Annotated in this window: 20 protein-coding genes; 15 read left to right on the top strand and 5 right to left on the bottom strand. The window is 60.2% G+C overall.

Annotated features, from left to right (window positions below; genetic code table 11):
• The first annotated feature begins 68 nt into the window (after positions 1–68).
• Positions 69–632, top strand: a complete 564-nt coding sequence (locus LIY36_RS21360; protein WP_192300989.1) for a cytochrome b — start codon at positions 69–71, stop codon at positions 630–632.
• Between the two features lie 41 nt (positions 633–673).
• Here LIY36_RS21360 and LIY36_RS21355 read toward each other — a convergent pair whose 3' ends face one another.
• Complete coding sequence (locus LIY36_RS21355; RefSeq protein ID WP_226457045.1) at positions 674–2011, bottom strand: alginate export family protein; 1338 nt, start codon at positions 2009–2011, stop codon at positions 674–676.
• A 204-nt stretch (positions 2012–2215) separates the two neighbouring features.
• On the opposite strand from LIY36_RS21355, the gene LIY36_RS21350 reads away from it, so the two are divergent.
• From LIY36_RS21350 to LIY36_RS21285, 14 genes are all read left to right on the top strand, one after another.
• On the top strand, positions 2216–2605 hold the full coding sequence (locus tag LIY36_RS21350) for a DUF6152 family protein (RefSeq protein WP_192300991.1): 390 nt from the start codon (positions 2216–2218) through the stop codon (positions 2603–2605).
• 53 nt (positions 2606–2658) lie between these two features.
• Entirely contained in the window at positions 2659–3414 is a 756-nt protein-coding gene (locus LIY36_RS21345) for a hypothetical protein (protein ID WP_192300992.1), read from the top strand.
• A gap of 10 nt (positions 3415–3424) precedes the next feature.
• On the top strand, positions 3425–4906 hold the full coding sequence (locus tag LIY36_RS21340) for an alpha/beta hydrolase domain-containing protein (protein ID WP_226457044.1): 1482 nt from the start codon (positions 3425–3427) through the stop codon (positions 4904–4906).
• A gap of 21 nt (positions 4907–4927) precedes the next feature.
• Positions 4928–5404, top strand: a complete 477-nt coding sequence (locus LIY36_RS21335; RefSeq protein ID WP_226457043.1) for a DUF6644 family protein — start codon at positions 4928–4930, stop codon at positions 5402–5404.
• Between the two features lie 32 nt (positions 5405–5436).
• Entirely contained in the window at positions 5437–5925 is a 489-nt protein-coding gene (locus LIY36_RS21330; protein WP_192300994.1) for a DUF6644 family protein, read from the top strand.
• A complete protein-coding gene (locus tag LIY36_RS21325; RefSeq protein ID WP_192300995.1) occupies positions 5925–6626 on the top strand; it encodes a DUF6162 family protein in 702 nt (233 codons plus the stop codon). The genes LIY36_RS21330 and LIY36_RS21325 overlap by 1 nt, the downstream gene beginning before the upstream one ends.
• Complete coding sequence (locus tag LIY36_RS21320) at positions 6623–7555, top strand: metal ABC transporter solute-binding protein, Zn/Mn family (RefSeq protein WP_192300996.1); 933 nt, start codon at positions 6623–6625, stop codon at positions 7553–7555. The genes LIY36_RS21325 and LIY36_RS21320 overlap by 4 nt, the downstream gene beginning before the upstream one ends.
• A gap of 14 nt (positions 7556–7569) precedes the next feature.
• Entirely contained in the window at positions 7570–8238 is a 669-nt protein-coding gene (locus tag LIY36_RS21315; RefSeq protein ID WP_226457042.1) for a metal ABC transporter ATP-binding protein, read from the top strand.
• A complete protein-coding gene (locus tag LIY36_RS21310; RefSeq protein ID WP_192300998.1) occupies positions 8235–9140 on the top strand; it encodes a metal ABC transporter permease in 906 nt (301 codons plus the stop codon). Before LIY36_RS21315 ends, LIY36_RS21310 begins: the two co-directional genes overlap by 4 nt.
• On the top strand, positions 9137–10081 hold the full coding sequence (locus tag LIY36_RS21305; protein WP_226457041.1) for a metal ABC transporter substrate-binding protein: 945 nt from the start codon (positions 9137–9139) through the stop codon (positions 10079–10081). The genes LIY36_RS21310 and LIY36_RS21305 overlap by 4 nt, the downstream gene beginning before the upstream one ends.
• A gap of 28 nt (positions 10082–10109) precedes the next feature.
• A complete protein-coding gene (locus tag LIY36_RS21300; protein ID WP_226457040.1) occupies positions 10110–10421 on the top strand; it encodes a hypothetical protein in 312 nt (103 codons plus the stop codon).
• An 8-nt stretch (positions 10422–10429) separates the two neighbouring features.
• Positions 10430–11257 carry a DUF4198 domain-containing protein gene (locus tag LIY36_RS21295; protein ID WP_226457039.1) on the top strand — a complete coding sequence of 276 codons (828 nt, stop codon included), beginning with the start codon at positions 10430–10432 and terminating at the stop codon, positions 11255–11257.
• A 90-nt stretch (positions 11258–11347) separates the two neighbouring features.
• Entirely contained in the window at positions 11348–11779 is a 432-nt protein-coding gene (locus LIY36_RS21290) for a YeeE/YedE family protein (RefSeq protein WP_226457038.1), read from the top strand.
• Positions 11780–11781: 2 nt separating this feature from the next.
• Positions 11782–12201: a YeeE/YedE family protein gene (locus LIY36_RS21285; protein ID WP_226457037.1), complete on the top strand. Its 420-nt coding sequence runs from the start codon at positions 11782–11784 to the stop codon at positions 12199–12201.
• Between the two features lie 35 nt (positions 12202–12236).
• On the opposite strand, the gene LIY36_RS21280 is transcribed toward LIY36_RS21285, so the two are convergent.
• From LIY36_RS21280 to LIY36_RS21265, 4 genes are all read right to left on the bottom strand, one after another.
• Positions 12237–15839, bottom strand: coding sequence for a patatin-like phospholipase family protein (locus LIY36_RS21280; protein ID WP_226457036.1), 3603 nt, complete (start codon positions 15837–15839; stop codon positions 12237–12239).
• A gap of 193 nt (positions 15840–16032) precedes the next feature.
• The gene (locus LIY36_RS21275) at positions 16033–16998 is read right to left on the bottom strand and encodes a hypothetical protein (protein ID WP_226457035.1); all 966 of its coding nucleotides are present in this window, start codon (positions 16996–16998) and stop codon (positions 16033–16035) included.
• Positions 16999–17053: 55 nt separating this feature from the next.
• On the bottom strand, positions 17054–17968 hold the full coding sequence (locus LIY36_RS21270; RefSeq protein ID WP_226457034.1) for a hypothetical protein: 915 nt from the start codon (positions 17966–17968) through the stop codon (positions 17054–17056).
• Entirely contained in the window at positions 17961–18710 is a 750-nt protein-coding gene (locus tag LIY36_RS21265) for a YaaW family protein (RefSeq protein WP_226457033.1), read from the bottom strand. Before LIY36_RS21265 ends, LIY36_RS21270 begins: the two co-directional genes overlap by 8 nt.
• Between the last annotated feature and the right edge of the window lie 73 nt (positions 18711–18783).

The raw sequence follows: 18783 nt of genomic DNA, 5'->3' as shown, positions 1-18783 counted from the left end.
GAGCGCGCCACCCTTGCCTGCGTGGCGCGCTCCCAGGCGCCCCCTTGCTGACCGTTGGAGAAACCGTGATGAACTCAAACAACCAAACGACAATCGATCGTTATCCGACGTCCCTGCGCCTGCTGCATTGGGTGCGCGCAGTGATCATCACCGGCCTGCTCTGGGCGGGCTGGCACATGACCGGCATGAATGACGAAGTGGCGAGCAAATTCGAGCTGTATTACCCCTGGCATAAATCCTTCGGGGTGTTGGCGTTCCTATTGGTGCTGACCCAGATTGCCGTGCGCTTTCGCACGCCGCACATTCCACAACCGCTGGAAACACTGGCACCGCATGAGCGCGTGCTGTCCAGGCTGATCCAGCGGGCAATGTATGCCTTGCTGGTGATCGTGCCGCTGATGGGGTACTCCATGTCGAGTACCTTCACCATGAGCGACGGGGTGTTCTTTTTTGGCGTCAACCTGCCAGAGCTGTTGCCAAAAAATGACGACTGGTTCGTGGTGTTCCAATTGCTGCACAAGGTGTGCGCCTACACCCTGCTCGCGCTGATCGTGCTGCACATCGCCGGCGCCCTCAAGCACCGCTTCTACGACAAGGACCCACGCAACGACGTGTTGCGCCGCATGCTCTGAGGCAAACAGGCGTTGGCGCCAGGCGCCAACGCCGCCCTCTTCTAGAACGTCACCCAGACAATCAACTGCATGTACGTGTTGGTGGATGCGCTGCCACTCTGAAGCCCACCATTGCCCAGCCACTTCTCTGGTTTGTAGAAGCCAACCAGCGGCGACAGGGTGATGTTGTCCGTTACCACCCAATCAAGAAACAGATCCACCTCTCGCGCACTGAAGTTCTGTTGTTGTTTACGGGACAGTTGGTGGTAGTCGAAGACCATGGCATTGAGCGTCAGCTTGTCGGTCGGCCGCACGGAGAGCAGGACATCGTTGATCTGCATGTTCGACGTCACGGAGCCGGCGTAGTTGGCCGCAACCTCACCCTGGTAGCGCTTGCGGAAACCGCCCTGGAACAGGAAATCCCAACCTTCGGAATACCGCGTATAGCGATAGCTCAGCGTCGGCTGCCATTTGACGTCGGCGAAGGTGTAGCCCGCGTCGAAGAACATCGCACGCTGTGACCCCGAGCGTTTTTCCTGGCGCGCCACTTCAAAGGCGAAATCGGCGTTGTCGATCCCGGCGTTGCCCTGGCCCCGCAGGCTGTAGATGTTCATGCCTTTGCGTTCCATCCGATCAGCGAAGGCGTAGCGCTCCTCGACATCCAGGCCATGTATGTAGGTGGAACCGAGCGAGCCGAACGGCGTCGTGTAGTCAATCGTGGCCGCCGCCACTTCGGTTTTGGACTGCCCCGGGTTATCCGACTTGAGCCAGATCAGGCTGCCGTGCAAGCCCTCCTTACCGCCCACCTTGAGCACGGCGGTATTGCCGAACGCCAGGCGCTGGCCAAGGTAGAAGGCGCCGCCACGGTTGAAGCGACCATCGTTGACATCCGCGATGGGACTGAAGGCGTTGCCGGGGTTGAAGCCATCGTCGGTAATCAGGAAGCCGTCCACCGTCACCAGTTGGCGGCCGAAGGAAAAATCCACGCCGTCCTTGCCCAGGGCAGGGATCAGCTCACCCGAGCGCCAGCCCAGGTAGGCGTCTTCCACGGCAGTTCTGCGCTCATTGCCAGCCGTGTTTTTGCCGGTGTCGCCGTCGCCCCATGTGGCGGAACTGAGCAGGCTGAAGCCACCGTAGATCGAGCCGGCGGTGAGCTTGTCAGTGGTGCCGTTGAGGCCATATTTGGCGTAGCCCTCTTGCCAACGCATGCTGCCGGGTACTTTCTGCGGGTCGGCGAGGTAATTGCGGGTACTGCCGAACCAGCCGAAGCCAGCGCCCAGTTCAGCGTTCAAAACGGTGCCACCATCCTCTTCGTTGTACAGCGTGTAGGCGTGTGCTTGCGGCTCGAATGCACACAGTGCAACCAGCGACAGTAACGGGGCATAAGGGGGGCTGCGCATGACGTCTCTCCTGTTTTTATATTTATGAGGCGAGTCGCGATTTTTCCGAATCAACCCTGCCAGCGGTAACCCAAATCAGCATGTGCATGGCCATCGCGCGAATTCCTTCGCTCACCGCCATTGGTTGCCGTTTTGGGCTACGGCCTGCCCACTTCGCCACCCTATGCTGGGCCCATAAGAACCATAAAAACCGAGGCACCCGTCATGACTGTTCTGCCCTCCCCGCTGTTGCGCCAGGGACTTTGCCTGCTGAGCCTGGTTGCCTGCAGTGCCCTGTCGTCAACCGCCACGGCCCACCATTCCTTCGCGCTGTTCGACCAGACCCGCACGGTCACCGTCAAGGGTGTGGTGGAGCGCTTTGCCTGGACCAACCCGCACATCACCATTTACCTCGATGCCCCCGGCCCGCCGCCCCAGCGCTACAAGATCGAGACGGGCAGCGTCAACGCGTTGCAGCGTACCGGCTGGAGCGCAGACTCGATCAAGGCCGGCGAGAACGCCGAGGTGTCCTTCAAACCGCTGAAAAACGGCGAACCCGGCGGGCTCCTCGTGGAGATCAAGATCGGTGACGTGGTGCTCTCGGGCGGCGGTTGAACGCCGTCTCTTTGCCGCCCAACCGCACCGCACCACTTTGTGGAGATGTCTCTATGAAACCGACACGCACCTTGCACATAGCAATCATCGGCCTGGGCTTCGCCCTTGCGACGAGCACAGCGCTAACCAACGCCGCGACAATGCCCAAACCCAAGCCCGATATCAGCGGCACCTGGGAACGCACCCCGGACGATTGGTTTGGCGAGAACCCGGACGACCCCGTGCACCCCGGCGGGCCGATGGACCTCAAGGCGCCGTATGCCGCCGAATATGCCGCGTTCAAGAAGAAACAGGCCGCCGCCAACGAGGCTGGCACACCGCTCGCGACCACCAGTTCCAAATGCCTGCCCGAAGGCATGCCGACAATGATGGCGGCGCTGTTCCCGATCCAAATCATTCACGACGGCAAGCAAGTGGTCGTCCTGGGTGAATACCTGCAGCAGGTCCGCCGGATTCTGTTGAACCAGGCGATGCCGCCCAAGGAAAAACTCGACCCGCTGTACCAGGGCCATTCGCGTGGGCATTGGGAAGGCGACACCCTCGTCGTCGAAACCCAGCGTGTGCGCAGCGACGTGCACTTCTATGACGTGCCCCACGGCCCGGACATGAAGATCACCGAACGCATCCGGCTGCGCGGGCCTGATCACCTGGAGGATCAGGTCCTGATCGAAGACCCGCAGGTGCTCAACACGCCGTATCGCTTCACTTTCGACTACAAGCGCTCCAGCTATGCGATTCAAGAGTACGTCTGCGAGAACAACCAGATCGTGATCGACAGCGAGGGCAAAGCGTCCCTCAGTCTTGAATAAGGTGGGCCGGATGCAGCGCACGATGACCCTCGGCGGCCTGTTGCTGGCGCTCACGTCGAACGCGTGGGCCGACGTGCCGCGCCTGCCGACCGCGATTGCCGTGCCGCCGTCGGGCCAGTTGCCGCTGTCGTCGGCGTTACGTCCCGGTACCGAGTACAGCGACCTCGACCAGTACGGCTACACCGAGCAAGAGTTCTACCTGCAAGGCATCGCCCCGGCCATTACCGCCACGGGTGAGCAACGCTTCGACGCGCCCTACACCACGCGCATTCTGGTGCGCCGACCGGCCGACCCCGCGCGCTTCAACGGCACGGTGGTGATCGAGCCCTTCAGCTGGTTTGGCGAGCGTGGCGCCGGATGGATCCTGACCCGCGACTATTTGCTGCGCCGTGGCTACGCCTATGTCGGCTACACGCTGAACACCAACCAGCCGCGGGTCGATCCCAAGTTCATCGCGGACACGCCAGCGGCCGAGGCCGAGCAGATCGCCAGGTACGGACGAATCGTCAATTTCGACTTTATGCGCCGCTTCGATTACGCGCGGTATGCGCCGCTGGGCACTTACTACGACCCGGAGCATTTCAGCCGGGGCACCGTGCCCGATCCGTTCGCGCCGCAGTCACAAGGCATCGCGGCGCAGCTGGCGTTGCTGCTGAAAACCCCTGCGACACAGGGCCCGCTGGCCGGCTTCGACGTGCAGCGTGTCTACGTCAACAGCTGGGCCGTGACTGCACAAGTCTGGATGGACTACCTCGACCAGGGCCGCCACCAGCAATGGCGCCTGCCTGACGGCAGGCCGCTGATCGATGCCTACATGACCGGCCGCATGGCCTATGGCGAAGTCGGCGGCGACGTCATCCGCGTGCCGCGCCAGATGCCCGAGGGCGTGCCGTTCGTGACCGTCTACAGCCAGTCCGAAACCCTGCACGACGTGATCGAAGGCATCCCCCTGCCTCCGGACACCGACAGCCCGCAGCTGCGTTACTACGAAGTCACCGGCATGCCTCATCTGCGCCTGGCCGATCTGGGGACCGAGCACACCGAACCGCTGGCGGCCGATGTCGGCAAGGGCGACGACCCTCGCTGCCAGACGCTGTACGACGAACCCGTAGAGCTGGTGGTGTCGGCGCTGCTCGATCGCATGGACCGTTGGGTGCGCGACGGCACCCCCATGCCGAAGGCGCCACGGGTGGTGCGCGACGGCAAGGCGGCCGCACGTGCCCCGGCCACCGGCAACCTGCAGGGCGGCGTGCGCCCGCCGTGGGTCCAGGTGCCGAGTGCGACCTACCTTACCGACCAGGAGACCGGCTGCGGCCTGATCTACGACACCAAGGTGGCCTACGCGAAGGACGTGCTGGGCCGGCACTACGCCAACTTCAACCGCTACGCGCAGAAATTCGAAGAAGCCAAAGCCGTTTCGATCCAGCAAGGCTACCTGCTGCCAGAGGATGCGGCGCGCCTGCGGCCGATCGCGACACCCCAAGACTTCTAAGCCCACGAGGAAGGAACGCCGATGTCATCGTCACTCATCATTGCCTGGATCTATGCATCGCCCCTGAGCACCGCCATCCGCGACATTCTCTGGGTCATTCCCACGGTGCAGAGCATTCATATCATCGCCATCACCGTGCTGTTCGGTTCGGCGCTCGTTTCCGACCTGCGCCTGGCTGGCGTGCTGGCCAGCGACGAACCCTTGCGCGGCGTGGTTCGCCGCTATTACCCGTGGATGCGCAACGCACTCATCGTGCTGCTCATGACCGGCTTGCTCATGATCATCGCCGAGCCCGACCGGGTCCTGGTCAACACCACGTTCTGGCTGAAGATGGCCCTGGTGGCGACCGCGTTCGGTCTGACGCTGTGGCTGCGCCGCCCGCTGCTACGCGCCCCCGACAACGGCGACCCGCGCCCGATCAAGGCGTTGGCCTGGCTGTCGATCGGCTTGTGGTGCGTCGTGATCATCTGCGGTCGCTGGATCGCCTACACGATCTAAGCGTTTTCAACCCAAGCCTTCAGGTAACCGCCATGGATATTCAAGTGTTGCTGCAAACCCTCCAGGACACCGCCGTCGCCACCTTCATCCGCGAGTCGGGCTCGGCCTTTCCGCTGCTGGAATCGCTGCATGTGATCGGCATCGCCATCGTCTACGGCACCATCGCCGTGGTCGACCTGCGCCTGCTTGGCGTGACGGCCCATCGGCGCAGCGCGCTGCGGCTGATCAATGACTTGCTGCCGTTCACGTGGGTCGCATTCGCGGTGTGCGTGATCACCGGCCTGCTGATGTTCTGCGCCAATGGCACGACCTATGTGCAGAACACCGCCTTCCTGTGGAAGATGGGCCTGCTGGTGCTGGCAGGGCTCAACATGGCGGTGTTCCACCTGGGCGCGTTTCGCCGCATCGGTGAATGGGACACCACGTTGCCACCGCCCAGCCAGGCGCGGGTCGCGGGCGCCAGTTCCCTGGCGTTGTGGGCCGGGGTGATTTTCCTTGGCCGCTGGATTGCGTTTCTCTGATGGCCGGCGCGAGCGCTGCAACCCAGGTGGTGCGCCCCGCCTCCGGTCGATGGGAGTCGCTGGGCCTGCTGTTGGCGACCTTGGCCGTCACCGCTGGCGTGCTCGGCTACGTGATGTTTCGCCCCGAACGCGTCGGCCCGCCCGTGCCCTTGAGCTGGCAGGTGCGTTCCTTCGATGGCTTGGGCGCCGCCGACCAGGCCATTCACAGCGCGCTGTTGCCCGCCGGTGAAGAAATCATCTGGAACAACAACGACACCGGAGGCTGGATCACCCTGGAACATGCGCAGAAGCTGTTGCTGCCGCCGTTCTACCGTGACGGTTTCTGGAAAACCAACGGCGAAGTGCACTGGCAACTGATCCTGCCCGGCACCCACCAGGCCCATGACCCGTCGGCCGCTGCCGACGCACCGGCCACCCCCACTGTCAGCAGCGTATCGCAGGCCACCCAGGGCCAGGGCGCCACCGTGTATTACGGTTCTGCCGGCCGAGCGCCGGGGCAGAGTGCGTACCTGCTGGTCATCGGGCATGCGCATGCGGGAGTCATGTGGGCGAACCAGGCGACGATCTGGGTCCACCGCGACCCGAACGCGCCCTACCCTGGCATCGTCAAGCCCGAGTCGCTGGTCGGCGCCGGCTGGCGCCAGGTCATCCCTTACGACGGCGCCAGCGAAGTCGAACGCGTAAAAGGAACTCAGCCATGACTGCCTCCACCTCACTGCGCGCCCTGTGGCGCGGCTGCATGGCGCTGCTCGCGCTGATTCCGCTGGTGGCCCTGGCAGGCGCCGCGCCGGACGCAGGCAAGAAACTCAAGATCGGCGTCACGCTGCACCCCTACTACAGTTTCGTGGCGAATATCGTCGGTGACCGCGCGGACGTGGTGCCGCTGATCCCGGCAGAGGCGAACCCCCACAACTACCAGCCGCAGCCCGACGACATCACCCGGGCGATGAGCCTCGATGCGCTGGTGGTCAACGGCATCGGCCACGATGAATGGGCCTTCCAGATCGTCAAGGCGGCCGGCCGTACGCAGACGCTGCCGATCATCCAGGCCAATGCCTCGGTCGCGCTGATTCCGGTGGGGGGCGACCAGGGCGGCGTCAAGGTGGTCAACCCGCATACCTTTGTCTCCACGACCGCAGCGATACAACAGGTGTTCGAGATCGCCCGCAAACTGGGGGAGCTGGACCCGGCCAACGCCGTGACGTACCGCCACAACGCCCTGGCGTACGCCACGCGTATCCGCGAACTGCGCGCGCGTTTCATGACGCGTTTTGCCGCACTGGACCTGTCCGGCTTTCGCTGTGCCACCACGCACGCCGGCTACGACTACCTGATGCAGGAATTCGGCCTGTTTGTCAGCGCGGTGATTGAACCGCGCCATGGCGTTGCGCCGACGGCACGCCAGTTGGCCAATACCATCGAGGCGATCAAGAACGCCCATGTGCGTGTGCTGTTTGCCGAGAAGAACTTCTCCCTCGACCTGGCCAAGCCCATCGAAGCTGCCACCGGCGTGAAGGTGTTTGCGCTGTCGCATATCACTGGCAGCACCTACAGCGCGGACGAGTTCGAGGTGGCCATGGCCGAAAACCTCGAAACCCTGGCCGAAGCCGTCGAGTTCACCCAGCAATGAAGGAGCAATCAGCAATGCGTGGACCTGCCGTGGTATTCGACAACGTCTCATTGCAACTGGGCGGTACCCCAGTGCTGGACGCCGTGAACTTCCGGATCGAGGCCGGGGCCCTGCATTGCCTGGTCGGTCCCAACGGCGGTGGCAAGACCTCGCTGGTACGTGCGCTGCTGGGCCAGATGCCGCACTCGGGCACCGTGCGGTTGGAGGGCGAGATCACCACGCCCATGGGCTATGTACCGCAATTGCCGGATTTCGACCGCCACGTGCCAATGACCGTCAACGACGTCATGGCCCTGCTCGGCCAGCGTCGGCCGGCCTTTCTCGGCGCATCCCGCGCAGCCAGGGCAAGCAGCGACGCGGCCTTGCAGCGCACCGGAGTAGGCGCAATGGGCGCCAAGCCCTTTGGCAGTCTGTCTGGAGGCGAACGCCAGCGCGTGCTGTTGGCCCAGGCGATCAGTCCGCTGCCGCGGCTGCTGATCCTCGACGAGCCCACGGCCGGGATCGACGAACCCGGTGTGCGCCTGGTGGAGGAGTTGGTCAGCGAACTGCACGCCCAGGGCGTCACCATTCTCTGGATCAACCACGACCTGGAACAGGTCAAGCGCGTTGCGCAATCGGTCACGGTGATCAATCAACGCCTGTTGTTCCATGGCAGCTGCGACCATTGGGAGCACCTGCAATGAACGCCCTCTACGATTTCATTCGCAACCAACTGCAGGCGCTCGCCGCCAACGGCCTGCTGCCACAGCCGTTCGAATACGAATTCGTGATCAACGCGCTGCTTTGCGCACTGCTGATCGGCCCCCTGCTAGGGGTGCTGGGCTCGATGGTGATGATCAAGCGCATGGCGTTTTTCAGCCAGTCCGTGGGCAATGCGGCGATGACTGGCGTGGCGATCGGCGTACTGATCGGCGAGTCCTATACCTCGCCATACTTTTCGATGTTCGGGTTCTGCCTGCTGTTCGCGCTGACGTTGAAGTACACACAACACCGCACCACGCTGGCCAACGACACGCTGATCGGAGTGTTCCTGTCCATCTCGCTGGCGGTCGGCGCCTCGTTGCTGCTGTTCGTGTCGGCCAAGATCAACACCCACGTGATGGAGAGCGTGCTGTTTGGCTCGATCCTGGCGGTAGACCACACCGATATGAATGTGCTGCTGGTGGTCACGGCCACCTGTGCGCTTTTCGGCCTGCCGGCGTACAACGGCATGCTGCTCGCCAGTCTCAATCCGAGCCTGGCCCATGCGCGTGGCGTGCCGGTGCGCAGCGTCGAGTACCTGTTCGTGGTGCTGGTCACCCTGGTGACGGTGGCCTGCCTGAAAATCATCGGCGCCGTGCTTGTCGAAGCCTTGCTGCTGATACCGGCGGCCGCGGCGCGCAACATCAGCCATTCACTGCCGGGGCTGGTCGCCCGCGCCGTGCTGATCGCCACATTTTCCTGCGTGGTCGGCATCCTGGTGCCCATGCAATTGCACATTCCGGTGCCGACCGGGGGCGCCATCGTGATCGTGGCGGCATTGGTGTTCCTGGTCACCGTGGTCATTCGCGCCTGCGCGTCGCGTTTCAGAGGGGCAAGCGTATGAACAGACGTTGCATGGGGATGATACTGGCGCTGTTGCTGGGTAACTCACTGGCCGCCTGCGCCGATGCCGGCCGCCAACAGGTGCTGGTCGCACTGCCTGCCGTGTATGCACTCACCTCGGCGCTCAGCGACGGCACGGCAATCGAGGTCGTGCGTGTGCCACAAGCGGCCGCAGTGCCCATGGAAAGCCAGGCCAACGCACTGTCGCGCCTGGACGCCGGGGTGTTCCAGCGGGCCGTCGCCGTGGTCACCCTGGGCAGCCTGTGGCGGGCAGACCCGCTTTATGCCGCCGCCCGGCGCCACAACCTGCGGATCGTCGAGATCGATGCCGCACACTCCTGGGACAGCATCAAGCCCGGCGTTGCCGTGACCCGCGTGCCATCGAATGACGTACCGTGGGCAGCCACCCAGGAGGCCGATGGCGGCCAGTCGCCCTATGCCTGGCTCGGGCCAGTCAACGCCATGCGCATGTCGGCGATTATCGCCGCAGACCTGGCGCGCCTGTCCCCTGCCGATGCGCCCCGCATCACACGCAACCTGGCGGCACTCGAAGGCCGTTTGCGCGCGCTCAAGGCCGAGTATGGCGCCCGGCTGGTGCAAGTCCCGGACCTGCGCGTGCTGTCGCTGGCCAGTGAGTTCATCTATCTGTTCGGCGAGTTCGGCATCTATGTCGACGGTTGGTTCGTCCGGCAGGACATTGACTGGAGCGACGCCGACCGCACGGCACTGACCCGTTATCTGCGCGAGCGTGAGATTCGCGTGGTGGTCCACAAATGGGCGCCGGACGCCCGGATCGTCCAGGCCATCGAGGACGCAGGCGCACACCTGCTGATCCTCGACACGGGCAACCCGGGCATGCTCGCCGACCCGGCCAACAGCTACGACGCCCTTGTAGTTTCAAACCTGAACGCGTTGCTGGCGGCCTTCGCAGCGCGCCCATGATCACTTTCGAGGGTGGAGACCAAACCCCATGAAATTCCCACAACTGCTGATCGCAGGCAGCGTGCTGTTCTGCCAGTTCGCCCTCGCCCATGCCCCCGTATTCGACTGCTACATCGAGCGCGATGACCGGGTGAAATGCGAGGCAGGTTACACGGACGGCAGCTCGGCCCTGGGCAGAAAAGTCCAGGTCCGGGACACGAGAGACAAGGTATTGCTCGAAGGCAGCATCGGCCAGGACAACACCTTTACGTTCCAGGCGCCCGCCGAAAACTACTCCGTGGTGTTCCTCGGCGGCGACGCCCATGACGCCACGCTTCAGTCCTCCGACATCACAAGGTGAAACCGAGCATGCAGATCCCAACCCGACAACTGCTCCAAGCCCTTGCCGTTACTGCGTTCAGTGGCTTGACTGGCGTGGCCCAGGCGCATTTCCAGATGCTCTACGTGGAGGACACCGCACTGACGCGTGCGCAGAGTCTGGAGTTTGCGCTGGTGTTTACGCACCCGTTCTCCGGCGGCCCGACCATGGTGATGGAAAAACCCCGCGCGTTCAGCCACATCAGCGCCCACGGTGGCGAAAAAATCGACCTGCGCCAATACCTGCGCCCGGTGCAATGGCAGAGTCGCGACAACCGGACCACCGCTTATCGCGCCTCGATTCCCCGCGAGTTGGTGCGTTCGCTGGGTGACCACGTATTTGTGCTGGAACCCGAGCCCTACCTGGAATCGGAAGAGGACGTGTATATCCAGCAGTTCACCAAGCTGATCGTCAACGTAGGTGGCGTACCCGGCAACTGGTCAGAACCCCAGGGCTTGCCCGTGGAGATCCAACCGCTGAGCAAGCCCTATGCAAACTGGACAGGTGGCGTGTTCCGCGCCGTGGTCTTGGCCGACGGCAAGCCCGTGCCGTTTGCCGAAGTCGAAATCGAATACCTCAACCACAGCGTCGACATCGCGAACAACGCCTTCGGCGAGCAAGACTACGTCACGGCACCGCAAGCCTCATTCAAGGCCCAGAGCACCTATACAGACGCCCAGGGCGTGCTGACCATCGGCCTGCCCCGGGCGGGTTGGTGGGGTATTGCCGCACTTAACATCGGCAGTACCAAAACCCATAAAGGCAAACCGCTTTCCCAGGACGCCGTGTTGTGGGTGCAGGCCAGGGATATGAAATAAAAGGCATGCACCGGCAAGGTTTCGCGATGCCCATCTGACAAATTGTGCTATCGATACGGCTCATCACTTTAGATTCAGGTAGCACTCGACATGAGCATCTCGATTCACTTCACCCCCTGGACATCGCTGCTCGGCGGCGCACTGATCGGCCTGTCGGCAGGCCTGTTCATCCTGCTCAACGGTCGTATTGCCGGTATCAGCGGCCTGCTGGGCAGCCTGTTGAGCAAGGGTGGCGACGGCCGCGCAGAGAAAGGGCTGTTTGTGGTCGGCCTGCTGATCTCACCCTGGGTGTGGTCACTCGTTGCGCAGTTGCCCGAATCGTCATTCCAGGCCAGTGGCTACGCGTTGGTCGCCGCTGGGCTGTTGGTCGGCATCGGCACGCGGTATGGCGCCGGGTGTACCAGCGGGCATGGCATTTGTGGGCTGTCCCGCCTGTCGCCGCGCTCGCTGGTCGCCGTTTGCTGCTTCATGGGCAGCGGGTTTGCCTGCGTTTATGCCATTCGCCATCTGATCGGAGCCTGAACATGCGCAAATTAGCTGGATTGATTGCCGGTTTGCTCTTTGGCCTCGGGCTGCATCTCAGCGGCATGACCAACCCGGCGAAAGTGTTGGACTTCCTTGACCTGGCCGGCGACTGGGACCCGTCCCTGGCGTTGGTCATGGCGGGTGCCCTGGCTGTCAGCAGCGTGCCGTTCTACTTCGCCAGGCGTCTTCAGGTGTCACTGCTGGGGGCGCCCTTCCAGATGCCGACTAACCGGAAAATCGATCGAAGACTGGTACTGGGCAGCCTGCTGTTTGGCATGGGCTGGGCGATTGCCGGCCTGTGCCCCGGACCCGCCCTGGCATTGCTGCTGACAGGGCGGTGGCAGGTGGTTGTATTCACGCTGGCGATGGTGGTGGGGATGTTGATTTTCGAAGGGCTGGAGTCGCGTGGGAGGCGATGATGTGAATAGAAGCGGTCAGCCCCCCGTGCCACAGTTCATTGGGATTTTCGAGCGGCAGGCGGTAACCAGAACTCAATGACACCTGGCTCCGCTGGCAAAGACTCAGACAGTTTTATCGGCCTGGCCGAATTTGAAAATTCCTGGGCAAGGAAGAGCGCGCATCTGGCCTCAGCATCCATGTGGTAGATGAATGTCGGTTGGCGCCAAGCCAATGGACCTGCACCTCCGTTGCGTGCAGCACGGGTCGAGACGTTTTCGATCCCTGGTGTACTTATTTTCAACTCCGCCAACCCATTGAGGAACGTACGGGCGGTAGCTCGTTCGACCTCGGAGTAAACCTGGGTATAAAGCACCACGCGTTGTGCATCAGGACGGGCACAATCCTCTCGGGAAACCTTGTCAGTTTGTGCTGCGTCAGCCGAATCAGTTGCCTGAGGCGGCGTGTCGGGTGTCTCCTCAGGGATCGCCTCGGGCGTCACCGGCAACTCCGGCTCCTGACCGAGAAGCACGCTTGGGCTGGTCCCAGCGTTGGGTTCAACAGAAACTTGCGGGGTAAGCGGCGCATGCCCCTCTGCAATGTCAGCGGTGGGTTCGGGGACTGGCTCTACTGGCGTTGGTGCAGGTGCAGGTGCAGGAACAGCTACCACATCAGGCTTTGGACGCGGGGCAACTGGGTGAACAACGGGTTTGGTGCTCTTGACCTTGGCGATGCTGGCAACCGCGGTTTGTTTCGTCGGTTGGACAGGGCTGCTTGCAACCACACGCTCAACTTCACTGGCCACGGGCACGAGCCCTGTCCAGTATTGCTGGGTCGCGCCCCGTACCGTCCTGGCTGAGATTGCCGATTGATAACCATCACAGGTTTGCTCTCGCAACGGTTTGTCGGACTTGAAACATAACTCGTTGATATAGTCACCGAGCGATTGCATATCTCTGGATAAGAAATTCCCGTAGCCAACATCCGCCGCCATTTCAGTCAGCGTACGCAACTGGCGCGTCAGCTTCGCCGTTGACGCCTCGGTGCCAATGGACCTTTCCACCTCTTGATAAAGCGCGTCATAACGCAGCCGTTCGGCTTGCGCGCTATTGCGATGTTGATCAAGTGCCTGCCAGGCAGCGAGTACCACGCTCGCCGAGATCCCGACGCCCAGCGATGTTCTTAACGTCTGCGCAATACGCTGGCGCCGATTTGGAGTATCGATAGGTACGACAGTGGCGGCCAAGAGTCCGGCGACCTGACCTTGTGCGGCCCACTGTGGCAATGCATCGAGCAAGTCGCTCTGCAGTACGCTGGACAGTGTCAGGCCCAGGCCGTGGTAGCTCTCCCATTGCGCCTCGTCGAAAAATTGGTCTCGGGTGCTCTCCTGAGGAAACTCCGGATGGCGGTCAGCATAACCAATCATGTCAAATGACATTTGCAGCTGCGCGGTGCTGGACACCCGTGGTTTGACGATCAACAGGCAACCTGTCTTTCCATCAGAGTACGTAATGCGCGTCAACAGCAGAAAAGCCTCCCCGGCCAACGGGGTGATGCTTTCGGGTGTACCAAAAAATTTCCAGCGCAGGTCCCCTGACGGCAAGAGGGCCGCCAGGCTGGCGGGCTCGATGAATTCGATCTTGGCGTCGTAATCGATCTTCGCTTTGCGCACCAGACTCTCAACATCTTCAAACAGGTATTGCGGATCAGCCCCGCAATCGGCAGCGACAATCATATCCAGGCGACGTTTGAGCAGCGCGTAAATGCCAGTGTTGTCGAAATGCCCACCGTCAGACAGATACCAGTACGGCTGGCGCAAGCCCGGAAATTTGGCCAACAACTCGGCAGCCGTTGCGCGGTATTTGGCGAACCAGGTGATGGATTTTCTGGGCAGCGTAAGGTTTTCGATCCAATAGCCCAACCGCAACCCCGTCAGGAACACCAATGCGGCCAAGCCGCTCGCCGTCTGTGAGCCCATGCCTGAGCCTACCGCAGCGCCGGAGATCTCCACCCACTGCGCCAGCGTTGTGTGTTCGAACTGCTGATTGCGTGACGTTTGCGGCAAGTGTGTGCCGGTTTCGATGCCCAGCGCACTGACCGTCAACGCCACCCCCTTTCGGTCAGCGTTGTAGTTACCGGTGCGATCGTCGATGGTCTGGTTGATGCAGCAGTTGACCAGGTGTATCGGGCCGCCAGCTTGGTGGGGCCGATACGCTCCGATCTCAATATCATCCTGTGCGAGCATTTCCCCCAACGACTCGACCTGCTCGCAGCAGCTACGGTTCGCAGCCGCCAACGGCGAGCCCGGGAAACGCGCTTCAGGACCACCGCTATTTCCGACTGAAATGTAGGTACGTGCCAGCCTCGAGCGGTAAAAAAAATGCATCGAAGCGAGGTTCACTTGTTGCAGATTCGACCCACTGACCAGCACGTAAACACCCAGCGCACCAAACAACAGAAGGACATGCCAAATAGGATAGGCGGCCCCAAGATCAAACGAGTACATGACGTTGCCAAGATAGACAAACGTTTGTAATGCACAGAGCCAAAACAGTTGCAGCGCGAGCAACAGCAGAAGGCCGAGCACATTGGCCACCTTGTCCAAGGCCACGGGCTGCCAGCCTCCCGCTTTGGCACGCTCGAGCAAGCTAGGCAAAATCGAGCGCAGTACCAGGATGAGCACGCCGCTGGAGCCAAAAAACCCGGTCGAAGTCCACACTGCGACGCTACCCTGTTGCAGTTGCTGGTGCAGGTATACCGTGACCTGCCAAGTCAGTAGATCAGCGACACCGAACGCACAGAAAACCGCCATGCAACCCAGCGCCAAGCCCAGGCCGTGGGTTAGCCACAAGCGTTGCTGCGCCGGTTTTCCCCGTGGCAGTGCCAAATGCACTAGCCAGCCGAATGGCACGGCAAGCAATACAAACGCTGCAAGTGCATAAGGGAGGGTCTGCTGATTGAGGCTGCCGACTTGCTCCAAGCGGTTTGACAATGCGCTGTAGGCCAAGGCCCCCAGCACCGTGACCAACAAGGTCGTCAGCGCATCCAGCATCCATCTCGACCTGGTCGGTTCATCGCGGCAGAACCAATACGCCCAACTGAGGATCATGGCGATAAACAACGGAACCAGGCTCAGCCAAAACCATATGGACGGAGCCACGCCCATTACTTGTGAAAAATGGTTGTCCAGCAGGCTACTGGCTAGCGCATGGGGAACGACGATAAGAAACGCAATTCCAAGCATCAGGACGGCAACTTCCATTTGCGTAGCAACGAAGCCACGCAGAATCGAACTGAAGGCCATCAACAGATCACTGCTACCAGCGGGTGTCAAAAAACGTCCGTTATTGCGCAGCCACCAAAGCAAGAGCGAGCCGTCATTGGCCAGCCCCTCTTCAACTTGCTTCGGGCTGTCACCCTGCCCAAACAAGCGCCCGAACATGGCACCTATGTAACCGCCACCAGACACCGTAGACAGATAGTCGAAACGCCTGAGTACAGCGTTTTTGGCCAGCCCTCGCAGCAAGCCGAAATTGAATGTGGCGCTACGAATACCGCCGCCAGACAGGGCCAGCCCGTGTCTCAAACCGTCTTGCGTGACTTGCGCATGCTTGCGCCGGATCTGGACCAGATCCTCTTCCATTTGGCTCGGGTTCGACACGATGGCGCTCCTTTCGAATAGGCGCTGCGCTGGTGAGTACAAGCAATATTTGGCGCCGTGGCGTTGTGTATAGATACAAAACCCACGGCTGTCCAAACGTTGACGGCGCAATGTCCGTATTTCCCATCAACAGCCAGGGGCGCGGTGTAATCAGGTTCGACTTCAATATCGGCTATCGCAATACCGGTGTCCTTCAGGAGAATTCATAGCCTGCAGTCCAAGCATTGAGTTTGCACCCTTCGCCGGGAAAGTGACCGACAATATGAATTGCATCGAACACAGCGATTCTATCGATAGGCAATATAACCACTTTGGCATTGGGAAAATTTTTTTTAACTATATCTATAGCGTTATTCACACCGCGTAGTTTTCCAGTCGGCTTAGGCGTCTTGTTACGTGCACGTCTTATTCTTAATGTGCGCAGCGCGATGAGATAGCCCATACATACCAAGACGGCGAAAATACTTTTAGCGGTGTGAGTCAGGCCAGCTTTTCCCGCGGGTTTGGCCCCAGGATGCAGTTTGATCAAACACTCAGGCAGCCGGAATATTTTCTGGAACTTCCTAGTCTCCTGGTTTTTTCTCGACTTCGCTGGGGCGAGTAGCCAACTGCGAACACCAAAACCTTCTTTAGCCCCCGTACTGCGGATCTTCAAAGCTATCGACACAATTTCTTGCATGGCCGAATCCAGGCTTGTAGTGGTGAGTGTGAGTTTTGGGTCGGCCAGATGAAATACAATGATTCGCTTAAAACTAAATAGCCTTTTACGATCATAGGAAACGCTCAATCTAGTGCTCAGCTTTTGAGTCAGCCCTTGTCGTCCCAATGGACTGAACACCAAGAGGGCCGCGAAAAAAATATAGGCAGACGGGGACACCCCCTCATAGACTTCAAGTGCGCTTTCGAACGAAAAAGTGCAGAGCAGTACGACCAATGCAATAACGGCATCTGCCACTAGGGTCAACGTCACCGCACGCAGCAAATGAGAGCTAGCCCCTCTGAAAAAAGCTGAATACCCTTTTGAAAACAGCGAATTGCCGGGCAAGAATGCCATGTTGCCGCCGACACTTCTTAACTCGTACATGACGCGCCCCCACAAAAAAGCGAACAGCATGCCCATTAAAAAAATCACAACTTTAACTATCGCAAGTAACAACATTCACTCATCATCCTTAAAAAATGCACGGTCTATATTTCCGTGTGGTCACTGCACACTAACCAGGAATATAAATAAGCAGGCCACTTTGATCGACTTCAGTCGAAACAGACGCGTGTTGTGGCTGAATGCCATTTTCCTGCATGAACTCTAGCTGCAACACATTCCCCCTGAGGATCTCGTGGGTCTGCGCTGTCTGCGGTCCAAATAACGCCAACGCACCACCTCCCTCATAATTACCTGGCGCGAAACGTTGCAGTGGAGCACTCAATAGGCTGGCCAGTTCTTTTCCGAAGTCCGCATGATCAGATCTCAGACGTACTGCGGCATCGACAGCTGCAACCGACTCTCCCAACTGATACAGCGATTGAACCTTGCCCTGCGCGGCGATGATCCAGGCACGGTAGTTCATGGCGAATTCAACATGCTGGGCATAGTGCTTGCGGTCGCTCATCAACTCACGAGTCACTTGCTTGAAGTAATGTTGCGCGGTGCCGAACTGTTGTTCGGCATGCACCAGACTATCAATCGCACGATCTGAGGATTTGTACAGGCGTAGTGAAGAAAGCGTGCCTGTGGCGCTCATCACGGGTGCCAGATGGCTGATAAATGCTTTCCTGTCCTGCCATCCCTGATTCACCTGGATCTTGTCGATACCTGACTGAATGCTCTCAAGCTTGCGTTCGATCCCCTGCAGCTTACGGTAAATAATGGCGAAGCCAATGGCGCTGACGGCAAGGTTGGCGATTTGCAGCCCCATCACTACCTGGCCCTGCATCATCAGTTGAGACAGTTGCCCATTAAGCAGGTCGGACGGCGCCTCGGTGCTGATCATGTCGCCTTCTTTTAACCAGGCAACCACCTTCTTGGTGACATTGTCGCGGATTACCCCGCCCACACGCTCATACTGGCCGGACTCCAAACCGGTGGCCAACCATTGCGGCACCTTGAAAACCACATTCAGATCAATCATTGAATGCATCCTTCAAACCTGCGTTTGCTTGTGCGCAAATGAGCCGCTGTCGCAACATGGCAATGTGCAGGACGCACGGGACGGTCACACGAAACGCAGGCCCCGCGAGATCAATAGCCGTCCAGACGCCTGTAATAACCCAGCCGATCGGCCCGGTGAGTGCTGCAATCCCCCTGCCGATTACCGCCCCCCCTGCAGCTCTGATTCCAACACCTAGCAATTGCTTGGCAACCGCACCGGCAATGATTGTGGACAGCTCATAAGTCACCAAGCTGGCCGCTTTGGTGCCCAGCAACGCGAGCAAAGAAGAACCCGACAGCAAAGCGCTCAAATCGGACTGACCCAGCCCAGCCTCTTTGAGAATTGCTTCCATGTCCTCACGCTCTTTGCCTTCGGCTTTTTTCATCGCGTCACGCAGAATTTTTTGAATCAGTTCCTCTTCCAATGCGTTGACGCAGGTGAAATCACTCGCCTTGGGCACCCCGAATTTGCCTGCCACATCCTGTACGACTTCGAGATATTCCGGGCCTTCGCTACGAAATAGATTGGCGAAGGTGTTACCGCCGAAGAGCCGTATTTCCTTCAGAATCTCTGCTGCATATTTTTGATGATTCGGGCTGTGCCGCTTATATAAATCATGACCGGAAAGGCTTTCCGTGCTGGCTTCCACAATGTACTTAACCAAAACATCCAGATCTTCGTTAGATGCTTTTGCTAATACGCTTGCTGTCGAAACGTCCATTAATACTTCACTCCGTAGCGCTTACATTCCGTCTGTGCACCCAGTCGCAGACAGGTAAGAAGTAAGGGGGGGT

This window comes from Pseudomonas sp. AF03-9, assembly GCF_020515815.1.
GTDB lineage: Bacteria > Pseudomonadota > Gammaproteobacteria > Pseudomonadales > Pseudomonadaceae > Aquipseudomonas.
Note: the sequence above shows the minus strand (reverse complement) of the source record. Positions and strands in the feature narration are given on the sequence as shown.

Bases quoted from the DNA above. Each gene is read 5' to 3' on its own strand.
- LIY36_RS21300 (WP_226457040.1), top strand. From the start codon at position 10,110: ATGAAATTCCCACAACTGCTGATCGCAGGCAGCGTGCTGTTCTGCCAG.
- LIY36_RS21290 (WP_226457038.1), top strand. From the start codon at position 11,348: ATGAGCATCTCGATTCACTTCACCCCCTGGACATCGCTGCTCGGCGGC.
- LIY36_RS21265 (WP_226457033.1), bottom strand. From the start codon at position 18,710: ATGGACGTTTCGACAGCAAGCGTATTAGCAAAAGCATCTAACGAAGAT.
- LIY36_RS21350 (WP_192300991.1), top strand. From the start codon at position 2,216: ATGACTGTTCTGCCCTCCCCGCTGTTGCGCCAGGGACTTTGCCTGCTG.
- LIY36_RS21325 (WP_192300995.1), top strand. From the start codon at position 5,925: ATGGCCGGCGCGAGCGCTGCAACCCAGGTGGTGCGCCCCGCCTCCGGT.
- LIY36_RS21305 (WP_226457041.1), top strand. From the start codon at position 9,137: ATGAACAGACGTTGCATGGGGATGATACTGGCGCTGTTGCTGGGTAAC.
- LIY36_RS21285 (WP_226457037.1), top strand. From the start codon at position 11,782: ATGCGCAAATTAGCTGGATTGATTGCCGGTTTGCTCTTTGGCCTCGGG.
- LIY36_RS21315 (WP_226457042.1), top strand. From the start codon at position 7,570: ATGCGTGGACCTGCCGTGGTATTCGACAACGTCTCATTGCAACTGGGC.
- LIY36_RS21295 (WP_226457039.1), top strand. From the start codon at position 10,430: ATGCAGATCCCAACCCGACAACTGCTCCAAGCCCTTGCCGTTACTGCG.
- LIY36_RS21335 (WP_226457043.1), top strand. From the start codon at position 4,928: ATGTCATCGTCACTCATCATTGCCTGGATCTATGCATCGCCCCTGAGC.
- LIY36_RS21355 (WP_226457045.1), bottom strand. From the start codon at position 2,011: ATGCGCAGCCCCCCTTATGCCCCGTTACTGTCGCTGGTTGCACTGTGT.
- LIY36_RS21275 (WP_226457035.1), bottom strand. From the start codon at position 16,998: ATGTTGTTACTTGCGATAGTTAAAGTTGTGATTTTTTTAATGGGCATG.
- LIY36_RS21340 (WP_226457044.1), top strand. From the start codon at position 3,425: ATGCAGCGCACGATGACCCTCGGCGGCCTGTTGCTGGCGCTCACGTCG.
- LIY36_RS21320 (WP_192300996.1), top strand. From the start codon at position 6,623: ATGACTGCCTCCACCTCACTGCGCGCCCTGTGGCGCGGCTGCATGGCG.
- LIY36_RS21270 (WP_226457034.1), bottom strand. From the start codon at position 17,968: ATGATTGATCTGAATGTGGTTTTCAAGGTGCCGCAATGGTTGGCCACC.
- LIY36_RS21310 (WP_192300998.1), top strand. From the start codon at position 8,235: ATGAACGCCCTCTACGATTTCATTCGCAACCAACTGCAGGCGCTCGCC.
- LIY36_RS21360 (WP_192300989.1), top strand. From the start codon at position 69: ATGAACTCAAACAACCAAACGACAATCGATCGTTATCCGACGTCCCTG.
- LIY36_RS21345 (WP_192300992.1), top strand. From the start codon at position 2,659: ATGAAACCGACACGCACCTTGCACATAGCAATCATCGGCCTGGGCTTC.
- LIY36_RS21330 (WP_192300994.1), top strand. From the start codon at position 5,437: ATGGATATTCAAGTGTTGCTGCAAACCCTCCAGGACACCGCCGTCGCC.